This window comes from Actinokineospora enzanensis DSM 44649, assembly GCF_000374445.1.
GTDB classification, from domain to species: domain Bacteria; phylum Actinomycetota; class Actinomycetes; order Mycobacteriales; family Pseudonocardiaceae; genus Actinokineospora; species Actinokineospora enzanensis.
This window is the reverse complement of record NZ_KB894441.1, coordinates 58,648-68,953: the sequence shown is the minus strand read 5'-3', so window position 1 is coordinate 68,953 and position 10,306 is coordinate 58,648. Positions and strand designations below refer to the sequence as shown.

Here is a 10,306-nt window from a genome sequence, read left to right as displayed (position 1 = left end):
AGATTACCCACGTGTTACTCACCCGTTCGCCGCTCGTGTACCCCGAAGGGCCTTACCGCTCGACTTGCATGTGTTAAGCACGCCGCCAGCGTTCGTCCTGAGCCAGGATCAAACTCTCCAAAGATGCTTCAAAGAGTACAACTCCTGACAAACAGACACCATCAAACTGGCATCAACATCTGTCACTCAAAGGAACCCCTAGGGGTTCACTTCATTTAAGCTCTACTGGCTTAAATCGGCACACTGTTGAGTTCTCAAACAACACACGCACATCCGAGTCAACCGCCTGAGAGGCGGCCTCATCCGAGGCTGGTATTGCCTAGCAAGTTTGTTGTCCGAACCGACCCGTGCCGGATCCGAAGACCTTTGGCTTAGGAAGATCAGAACTGGTAACGCCGGAGAACTTTACCCGGTTCGTTTCGCGGTGTCAACCCGCTCGACCCGGGGGAAGCCCCGTCCCCTGAAGCTTAGCTCCTGGGAGGTTTGTCTTCCGAGACCGTCCCCGCCAGGCTCTTGCGTCCTGTTCCGTCCGGCGCTCCGTGCGACATGGAGAAAGTTACCGGGCACCGAAACACGAAGTCAAATCGGCTGGTCAGCGGCTTGCGGGGGGTCGGAGCCAGAGCGTGCGCAGCTGCCCGGAAGCGGCCTCCGCGACCGCCTCGTCGACCCCGATCGAACGCTCCGCACCCGGCCTGGCGAGCTCGTAGCCCCAGGTCCGGAACTCACGAACGACGATGGCGGGATCATCGCCGAAACCGCTGGTCAACGGCCCATCGAAGGCGATGATCACGTGCGGTCGGTCCTTGCGCAGGCGGCGCACCAGACCCGCGAGCGCGCGGTGTCCGCGGCCGGGGACGTCGACCTTCACGACCGACAGGCGCTGCCCCTTGGTGGCCGCCAGCGCGTCGAGTTCGCGATCCAGTCGCACCCCGGTCACGGCGAATTCTCCGGCTGTGTCCGTGGTCACTTTTTCCCGATCTTGTAGGCGGACGCTGAGCCCGCCCCCGGCGGCGGCCGTGCCGACCAGCGGGACCGGGCCGTCCCAGGCCGCGCCCTCCAGCACGATCAGCCGCTCGGCGACGGCGTCGGACACGTTCTCGGACACGTTGTGCCGCAACAGTTTCACCGCGTCCGGGTCGGGTTCGACCGCCACCACGGTGCCGCTCACGCCCAGCCTGCTGAGCACGCGGATCGCGTGGTAGCCGACGTACGCGCCCACGTCGAGGAAGACGCTCTCCGGCTCGATAAGCGAGTCCACCAGCTCGGCGATGTCCGGTTCCCACGCGCCATTGCTGGACAGAACCGCGGACATGACGCTGTCCTGCGTGGGCAGTCGCAACAGGCCCGCGTCGCAGAGCACCGGCGCGCTCGGTACGTCCACCGAGAGCGCGCGTTCGTGTTGGCGGACCACCACCCGGCGGAGCGCGTCGGTCGCCCGCAGGGCTTGGTCACCGGACCACGACCCGGCAGCGGCGCGGCTCTCCGCCTCGGTCTGGTGCGCGGCGAGCCGGGCTTCCAGTGCGTCCATCCTGGCCGTGTTGGCGGCCAGAGCCTCGGTGAGTCTGCGCACGTCATCGGTGGTGTCGACCGGGTCCCGGGTGGACGCGGCGCGGACCTGGGCGGCCAGTTCGCCGACGTCCCGGGTGCCCCCGGCGACCTCGCCGCGCAGCCGCACGACCTCCTCGCCGGTCGCGGAGACCTGTTTGGCGACCTGGCCGATCCGCTCGACCACCAGGTCCAGGTCGGCGCGGAGCAGGTCCGCGTCCAGGCCCGCGCCCGCGGTGGTGAGCTTCTCCTGGCGTTCCACCAGCTCGACGGCGGTGCGCTCGATGCCGTCGATGAGCGAGGCGAGCACCGAGGACAGGTGCGCGTCGTAGTGCGCGAGCACGCGGAGCACGGCCCGGCGCAGCTGCGGCGCCATCGGGATCTTGTAGCCGACCTCGGTGTCCGGCCTTCGGTGCAGTGCGTGGCGGGCCGCGCGCAGGGCGCGCAGCGGGTCTTCCTCGGTGGCCGCGGCCAGTGTCCGGCCTGCCCGCCAGCTGCGGTAGGCCAGTTCGACGCGGCGGCGCAGGGCGGCCCCGGCCGCGGCGGGCGCGAGGTGTTCGAGCACGTGTGTGCGGGCCGCGGAGCCGATCTTGTCGGCGGTGGCGTGGTCGTCGGCCAGATCTCGGATGGCGCCTGCGACCATGGTGTCGGCGGCGTACTCGTCCACCGGTAGCGGTACGCACGCGTCGGGTCCGAGCAGGTCGGCGGCGGTGCCACCGGAGACGGTGATGGTGGGTACGCCGCGCAGGGAGAGTTCGGCGAGCCAGCGGTTGACCCGCGCGGCGCCGGGCGCGCCGGGTTCGTGGACCGAGATCGACCAGGTGGCGGCGTCCCCGGCGGCGGCGAACGCGGACTCGTCGACCACCAGCCGGAGGCGGGGGTCGGCCGCGGCGGCCAGGCGGAGGCGTTCGGCGGCTTCCGTGCGCGCGAACGTGGTCGGGACCAGCAGGAGCAGGCGCACGTCCGCGCGGTCGGGGAAGGCGGCGGCGAAGGCGGCGAGCAGGTCGTCGGCGCGGTCGGCACGGGCCACGAAGACCGGCATGTCGTCGGTGATGCCGAGCCGGTGGCGGGCTTCGTCGCGTGCCACTTCGTCGCGCGCGCCGGGGTCGGACAGTGGCAGCGGGATTGTGTGTGTGGCGATGCCGTCGGGCGCGGGGGCGATCGCGGGCCAGGCCAGCCAGCGTTCGTCCACGCGGAACGGGATGGGGTCGAACTCGTCGCGGATGGCGACGACGTGTCGTTGCCTCGGCACGCCGGTCAGGCCGTCGCAGGTGAGGACGACCGGGTAGATCGGTTCGTCGGAGGTGGGCAGGCCGGATGCCTCGGCCGCGAGTCGGACGCGGTCCGCGAACGGCCCGGTACCGACGACGGATACGCCGATCTGGTCTATCAGCGATACGTCCACGCCTTGCTGGCCGGGTACCGCGCGTTGGTGCAGCAGTCCGGCGAGGGCCGCGTCGGTCGCGCACCAGTCGCGGTAGGCGGCGGAGTCCTCACCGAACGGGTCGGGGAAGCGTTCGCGCAGGTCGGGATCGCCCTCCCAGAGTGCGCGTGACCAGCGCGTGGCGTCCGGTGTGTCCGGTACGGGCGCGCACGCCCAGAGGAGGAACCCGGCCGGATCGATACCGGCGGCGGGTGGTTTGTCTACACCGGTACGCGCTGCGCGGTAGGCCGCGCGCAGAGGCGCGGGAAAGACGGTCCCGTCCGTGAGTTGTCCGAACCGGACCGAGGGTCGTGGGGCGTCGGTGTCGAGTTCGTTCGCGTAGTCGGCGCATACGCGTGCGAGCACGGGGTGTTCGGAGAGCAGCACACGTGGGTGGTCGGCAATATCGGCGCTGAGCAGCCACGGGCGGTTGGGGTCGAAGCCGGTGAAGTTCGCCGCGCGTAGGACTACGCCGCCGGCGGTGAGCCTGCCTTGCGCGTCCTGGGCGAGTGCGCGTTGTGCGGCGTTCCAACGGGACAGTCCGAGTCCCGGATCGCGGAGCACGCGGTGGTCGACCATGGCGGGGGCGCCGTCGAGGAACGCGCCCGCGCGGGTGGGGTCGGCGTGGCTTACCTCGGCCCAGCTGTGCAGGAACGACTCGGCTCCGTGCGTGACGGCGACGAATCCCTCGTCGTAGATTCCCGCGCCGCACAGGTCGTCCGGGCCAGGTCTCAAACCGTCGTTGGGTAGTGGGCGCAGCACCCTGGGGATCAACGCGACGACGGCGTCCGTGAGTGCTTCGGTCAACACGTCGGTGACCGGGGCGTAGACGCGAACCGTGGGATCCAGGTACAGGACCAGGCCGGGGTGGGCACCGAGCAGCCACTCCAGCAGCCGGGGCCGCAGGGCCGCGCAGGCTTCGCGCGCGGTGTGTCCGGTGGCGAGGTCGGCCAGTTCGGCGGGGCCGATCCCCAGGTCCTCTGGAAGGAGGATGGAGCTGTCCGCGTCCTGGTGTTCGCCGTCCACCAGCAGTGTGATGAACCGGGAGCCGGGGTGGTGGTCCAGGAACGTTCGTGCTGTCACCCGCGCGGCGGGCAGGTCCGCCGCGGCCACCGCCGTGCAGGCGATCAGCGCGTGACCCGGCGGCGCGGGCGTGGCTGGTTCGGCGGTCACGGCGTCGTGGGGCGCGTCGGGCACCGCGCCAACCTAACGGCTCGACGGGGTCCCGTGTGCCACCCGGACGAGGGAAGTTGACCCGGTTCCCGGCCGCCTCCCCTGGACCTGCGGGAACGCGCGGGTGGCGGACGCAACACAGTGCCCGCGGTCAGAGCATGGGCAGCAGGGTGCGCAGCTCGTATGGGGTGACGCTGCGGCGGTAGGTGTCCCACTCGGTGCGCTTGTTGCGCAGGAAGTAGTCGAAGACGTGCTCGCCGAGGGTCTCCGCGAGCAGCTCGGAGTTCTCCATCTCGGCCAGCGCCTCGCCCAGGTTCTGCGGCAGGTTCGCGTATCCGGCGGCGCGGCGTTCCGCGTCGGAGAGCGACCACACGTCGTCCTCGGCGGCGGGCGGCAGTGTGTAACCCTCCGCGACCCCCTTGAGACCCGCGGCGAGGATGACCGAGAACGCCAGGTACGGGTTGCACGCGGAGTCCAGCGAGCGGATCTCGACCCGGCGGGAGGAGGCCTTGCTGGGCGAGTACATCGGCACGCGCACGAGCGCGGACCGGTTCGCGTGTCCCCAGCAGACAGCGGTGGGGGCCTCGCCGCCGACAATCAGCCGCTTGTACGAGTTGACCCACTGGTTGGTGACCGCGGAGATCTCGCGCGCGTGCTTGAGAAGACCGGCGACGAACGCCTTGCCCGTGGCCGACAGCTGGTACGGGTCCTCGTTGTCGTAGAACGCGTTGCGGTCGCCCTCGAACAGGCTCACGTGGGTGTGCATGCCGGAGCCGGGTTGGTCGGAGAACGGCTTGGGCATGAACGAGGCGAACACGCCCTGGGTGAGCGCGACCTCCTTGACCACGTACCGGAAGGTCATCACGTTGTCGGCCATGGTGAGCGCGTCCGCGTAGCGCAGGTCGATCTCCTGCTGGCCGGGCGCGCCCTCGTGGTGGCTGAACTCGACCGAGATGCCCATGGCCTCCAGGGTCTCGATCGCGTGCCTGCGGAAGTGCGTGGCGGTGGCGTGGCTGGCCTGGTCGAAGTAGCCGCCGTTGTCCGCCGGGGTGGGCTCGCTGCCGTCGTCGGGGAGGTTGTTGAGCAGGAAGAACTCGATCTCGGGGTGCACGTAGCAGGTGAATCCGGCCTCGCTCGCCTTGGACAGCGTGCGGCGCAGCACGTGCCGGGGGTCCGCCCAGGACGGTGAGCCGTCCGGCATGGCGATGTCGCAGAACATCCTGGCCGAGTAGGGCTCGCCGTCCGGGGTCTCCCAGGGCAGCACCTGGAAGGTGGCCGGGTCCGGCTTGGCGATCATGTCCGACTCGTACACCCGGGAGAAGCCCTCGATCGCCGAGCCGTCGAAGCCGATGCCCTCGGCGAACGCGCCCTCCAGCTCGGCCGGGGCGACCGCCACCGACTTGAGGAAGCCGAGCACGTCGGTGAACCACAGCCGGACGAACCGGATGTCGCGCTCTTCGAGCGTGCGCAGGACGAACTCTTGCTGGCGATCCATGTGCGCAGCGTAGACATCAACCAGCGCTGCGCGCCTTACCGACTCCGTGTGACGTGATCCGGAGCGACATGACCGCGGCGAGCGCGCACAAACCGCCCGCGACGTACCAGGCGGGGTCGTAGCTGCCGTGGTGGTCGCGGGTCAGTCCGGCGCCGACCGCGGCGATGGCGGCGCCCACCTGGTGGGAGGCGAACACCCAGCCGAAGACGATGGGGCCGTCCTGGCCGAACACCCGGCGGCACAGGGCGACCGTGGGCGGAACGGTGGCGACCCAGTCGAGGCCGTAGAACACGATGAACGCCCACATGGGTGGTTCCGTGGTGGCGGCGAACAGGTGCGGCAGGACCAACAGGGACGCGCCGCGCAGGCTGTAGTAAGCCCCGAGTAGGTAGCGCGGGTCCACGCGGTCGGTAAACCAGCCTGAGGCGATAGTGCCGACCACATCGAACACGCCTACCAGTGCGAGTAGCCCGGCTGCGATGGTGGCGGGCATGCCGTGGTCGTGTGCGGCGGGTACGAAGTGGGTGCCGATGAGGCCGTTGGTGGAGGCGCCGCAGATAGCGAACCCTCCCGCGAGCAGCCAGAACGTGCCGGAGCGGGTTGCCTGTCTGAGCACCTGCAACGCGCGGCTCGCGGTCCGGCCGCCCTTCGGCGGTAACGGGATCTCCGTGGTGGCGCCGTAGGCGAGGGTGCCGACGTCGCTGGGGTGGTCGCGCAGGGCGATGAGCACGAGCGGGACGACGGCGAGCGCGGCGAAGGAAATGGCCAGGGAGGCGGTGCGCCAGCCGCTGTGTGCGGCGAGGTTGGCGACGAGCGGGAGGAAGACCAGCTGCCCGGCCGCGCCCGCGGCGGTCAGGACGCCGCTGACCAGGCCCTGGTGCTTCACGAACCAGCGGGAGGTGACGGTGGCGACGAAGGTGAGCGCCATCGATCCGGTGCCAACGCCGACCAGTACGCCCCAGAGCAGGAGCAGCTGCCAGCTGGCGGTCATGAACACGGTGAGGCCACTACCGGCGGCGACCAGTACCAACGCGCCCGCGACGACGCGGCGCATGCCCAGCCGTTCCATCAGCGCGGCGGCGAACGGTGAGATGAGCCCGTAAAGGAGCAGGTTGATGCTGACGGCCGTGGAGACGGTGGCCGTGGTCCAGCCGAACTCGTGGTGCAGCGGTTCGATCAGCACGCTCGGCGCGGCGCGGAACCCGGCCGCGCCGACCAGGGCGACGAACGCCACGCCCGCGACGAACCAGGCCCAGTGCGGCCTGCGGACCCGAATCTCGGTGTGTGTCACGCGCTCAGCCTGCGGCACCGGCGGGCACCGGAGAAGTGGCCCGATTGCCAATATGTGCAAGGATCTGGCCATGGCACATCGGGTGGCGGTCCTGGGCATCAACGAGGCGGTCGGCTACGACCTGACCATTCCGCCGCAGGTCATGGGTGCGGCGACGGACGCGGACGGGCGGCAGCTGTACGAGGTGCTGATGTGCGGGGTCGACCGGGAGCCGGTCCGGATGACGACCGGGTTCACCGCGGTGTTCGACCACGGGCCGGAGGCGCTGGCGACCGCGGACACGGTGATCGTGGCGGGCACGCGCTCCCCCGGGCCGCGGCTGCACGGGACACTGCCGGACGAGATCGCGGCCGCGCTGGACCGGATCAGACCGGGCACGCGGGTCATGTCGATCTGCACCGGCGCGTTCGTGCTGGGCGCGGCGGGGCTGCTCGACGGGCGGCCCGCGACCACGCACTGGCGGTACACGGACGAGCTTCGCGAGCTGTACCCGCGGGTGCGGGTGAACCCGGATGTGTTGTTCGTGGACGACGGCGACGTATTGACCTCCGCCGGTCTGGGCGCGGGGGTCGACCTGTGCCTGCACGTGGTCCGCACCGATTTCGGCAGTGAGGCGGCCAACCGCGCGGCGCGGCATTGCGTTGTGCCGCCGTGGCGGGAGGGTGGTCAGGCCCAGTACATCGACCGTCCACTTCCGGAAGGGGGGTCGGACGGGGTAGCGCCCACTCGCGAGTGGGTCTTGGGGCGGCTGCACGAACCGTTGGAACTGGCGGCGATGGCGGAGCACGCGTCGATGAGCGTCCGCACGTTCTCTCGCCGGTTCCGCGCGGAGACAGGGTTGTCGCCGGGGGTCTGGTTGGTTCAGCAGCGCGTGCGGCACGCGCGGTATCTGTTGGAGAACACCGACCTGCCGGTGGACCAGGTGGCAGAGCGGGCGGGTCTGGGCAGTTCGGCCTCGTTGCGACAGCACCTGCGGGCGGCGATCGGGGTGTCCCCGGTGGCCTATCGCCGCACGTTCCGGTCCGGGATGCCGCGCTGAGACCGGTCGTTCACCAAGCCGAGATCACCGGCGGGCGCCGGGCTGTGGACAACTCCGTCGGCGGTTGACCCGGTCGGCCTACGATCTGGGGCCATGGGCATGCGCCGGAGGATTGTGGGAGTCATCGGAGTGACCGCGCTGGTGACAGCGCTGGTCGCGGGCTGTTCGTCGAGCGGTTCCACGGACGGCGGCGGACCGCTGCCGGACGGCACGGCGCTGACGCGGGATGCGTCGGCGGCGACGAAGAACATCAAGAGCGCGCACTTCACGCTGAAGGTCAACGGCACCGTGCCCGCGATCCCGGTGCAGGACGCCGACGGCGACCTCACCCGCGAGGGCGGGCCGTCCGGCGCGGCCAAGGGCACGGTCAAGCTGACCCTGATGGGCCAGCTGATCGAGGGCGAGTTCGTGCTGGTCGACGGCTCGCTCTACATCAAGGGCCCGACTGGCGGCTTCAGCAAGTACCCGGCGTCGCTGAGCTCAAGCATCTACGACCCGTCGGCCATCCTGGACCCGGACAAGGGCATCGCCAACGTGCTGGCGAAGGTGCAGAACCCGCGCACCGAGGCGGCCGAGTCGGTGGCGGGCGCCGACACGTACAAGGTGTCCGGCAAGGTCGCGCAGGACGTGGTGGCCAAGGTGGTGCCCGGGGTCAACGCCGACGTGGACGTCACGCTGTGGGTGCGTAAAGACAACAAGCAGCCGGTGAAGGCGTCGGTCAAGATGCCCGGCGACGGCAGCGTCGACCTCACGCTGTCCGATGTGGACAAGCCGGTCAGCATCACCGCGCCATGAGCAGGGGCCGCACCATCGCGATCGGCGCGGCCGGGCTGGCCGTGCTGCTCGGGGCGCTGGACACCTACGTGGTGGTCAGCGTCCTCCGGCAGATCATCGAGGACCTGCGGATCCCGGTGAACCGGCTGGAGCGGGTCACCCCGATCGTCACCGGCTACCTGCTCGGCTACATCGCGGCCATGCCGCTGCTCGGCCAGGCCTCCGACCGGTTCGGGCGCAAGCTGCTGCTCCAGTCGTGCCTGCTCGGCTTCCTGGCGGGCTCGGTGATCACCGCGCTGTCGGCCGACCTGCCGGTGCTGGTCGCGGGTCGCGTCGTGCAGGGCGTGGCCAGCGGCGCGCTGCTGCCGGTCACCATGGCGCTGGCGGCCGACCTGTGGAACGCGCGGCGCCGGTCGACGGTGCTGGGCACGGTCGGCGCGGCCCAGGAGCTGGGCAGTGTGCTCGGCCCGCTCTACGGCGTGGGCCTCGCCGCGCTGCCGCTGTGGTCCGACACGTTCGGCATCACCGGCTGGCGCGGCGTGTTCTGGGTGAACGTGCCGTTGGCGGTGCTGGCGATGGTGGCCATCCAGCTGACGGTTCCCAAGCACCGCAAGGCCGAGACCCCCGTCCGGGTCGACGTGATGGGCGGCGGATTGCTCGCCGTGGCACTGGGTCTGGCGGTCGTGGGCCTCTACAACCCGGACCCGCGCAACGCGGTGCTGCCGTCGTGGGGTCTGCCGTTCCTGATCGCGGCGGTGGTGGCGTTCGTCGGTTTCCTTCTGTGGGAGCGGCGCGCGCGCACGAAACTGATCGATCCCGCGGGCGTCGCCATGCGCCCTTTCCTGTCCTCGCTGGGCGTCTCCGCGGCGGCCGGGGCGGCGTTGATGGTGACGCTCGTGGACGTGGACCTGTTCGCGCAGACCCTGTTGGGCAAGGACGACGAGGGCGGCGTCTTCCTGCTGCTCCGGTTCCTGATCGCCCTCCCCATCGGCGCGATCCTGGGCGGCTACCTGGCAGGCCGCTTCGGCGAACGGCTCGTGTCGGTGATCGGCATGGTCCTGGCCGCGGCGGGCTACCTGCACATGTCGTCCTGGTCGGCCGACGTCCTGTCGTCCACCGTCCTCGGCCTGCCCCGGCTCGACGCCGACCTGGTCCTCGCGGGCCTCGGCCTCGGCCTGGTCATCGCCCCGCTGTCGGCGGCGGTCCTGCGCGTCGTCCCCACCGAACGCCACGGCGTCGCCTCGGCGGGCGTCGTGGTCGCCCGGATGACCGGCATGCTCGTCGGCGTCGCCGCCCTGTCCGCCTGGGGCCTGCACCGCTTCCACAGCCTCACGGCGAACCTGGACGTCCCCCTGCCGTTCGGCAAGGACCCGGATGTCGCGGCCCGCGAGGTCGCGGACTACGAGGCGGCGGTCAAATCCGCGCTGCTGACCCAGTACACGGACATCTTCCTGATCACCGCCATCATCTGCGCCCTTGGCGCCCTGGTGGCCCTGCTCATCACGATCCGCCGCACGGCTGAAACCCCCGCCCAGGAACCGATCGGGGTGGGCAGCACCGCCTGAG

At 70.5% G+C, this 10,306-nt stretch carries 6 protein-coding genes and 1 rRNA gene; 3 read left to right on the top strand and 4 right to left on the bottom strand.

Annotation, left to right across the window (positions count from 1 at the left end; genetic code table 11):
- The 4 genes from C503_RS0132085 to C503_RS0132070 all read right to left on the bottom strand — a co-directional run.
- Window positions 1-124, bottom strand: a 16S ribosomal RNA gene (locus C503_RS0132085); the annotation flags it as partial.
- Window positions 125-592: 468 nt separating this feature from the next.
- Window positions 593-4,165: an FkbM family methyltransferase gene (locus C503_RS41595; RefSeq protein ID WP_018686333.1), complete on the bottom strand. Its 3,573-nt coding sequence runs from the start codon at window positions 4,163-4,165 to the stop codon at window positions 593-595.
- A 127-nt stretch (window positions 4,166-4,292) separates the two neighbouring features.
- The gene (glnA, locus tag C503_RS0132075) at window positions 4,293-5,636 is read right to left on the bottom strand and encodes a type I glutamate--ammonia ligase (protein WP_018686332.1); all 1,344 of its coding nucleotides are present in this window, start codon (window positions 5,634-5,636) and stop codon (window positions 4,293-4,295) included.
- Window positions 5,637-5,652: 16 nt separating this feature from the next.
- Entirely contained in the window at window positions 5,653-6,927 is a 1,275-nt protein-coding gene (locus C503_RS0132070; protein WP_018686331.1) for an MFS transporter, read from the bottom strand.
- Window positions 6,928-6,997: 70 nt separating this feature from the next.
- Between C503_RS0132070 and C503_RS0132065 the strand changes: the two genes are divergently transcribed.
- The 3 genes from C503_RS0132065 to C503_RS0132055 all read left to right on the top strand — a co-directional run bounded on the left by C503_RS0132065 (window position 6,998) and on the right by C503_RS0132055 (window position 10,305).
- Entirely contained in the window at window positions 6,998-7,966 is a 969-nt protein-coding gene (locus C503_RS0132065; RefSeq protein ID WP_018686330.1) for a GlxA family transcriptional regulator, read from the top strand.
- 129 nt (window positions 7,967-8,095) lie between these two features.
- The gene (locus C503_RS0132060; protein WP_018686329.1) at window positions 8,096-8,761 is read left to right on the top strand and encodes an LppX_LprAFG lipoprotein; all 666 of its coding nucleotides are present in this window, start codon (window positions 8,096-8,098) and stop codon (window positions 8,759-8,761) included.
- Window positions 8,758-10,305 carry an MFS transporter gene (locus C503_RS0132055; protein WP_018686328.1) on the top strand — a complete coding sequence of 516 codons (1,548 nt, stop codon included), beginning with the start codon at window positions 8,758-8,760 and terminating at the stop codon, window positions 10,303-10,305. The genes C503_RS0132060 and C503_RS0132055 overlap by 4 nt, the downstream gene beginning before the upstream one ends.
- Window position 10,306: the final 1 nt, after the last annotated feature.

Bases quoted from the DNA above. Each gene is read 5' to 3' on its own strand.
- glnA (WP_018686332.1), bottom strand. From the start codon at position 5,636: ATGGATCGCCAGCAAGAGTTCGTCCTGCGCACGCTCGAAGAGCGCGAC.
- C503_RS0132065 (WP_018686330.1), top strand. From the start codon at position 6,998: ATGGCACATCGGGTGGCGGTCCTGGGCATCAACGAGGCGGTCGGCTAC.
- C503_RS0132055 (WP_018686328.1), top strand. From the start codon at position 8,758: ATGAGCAGGGGCCGCACCATCGCGATCGGCGCGGCCGGGCTGGCCGTG.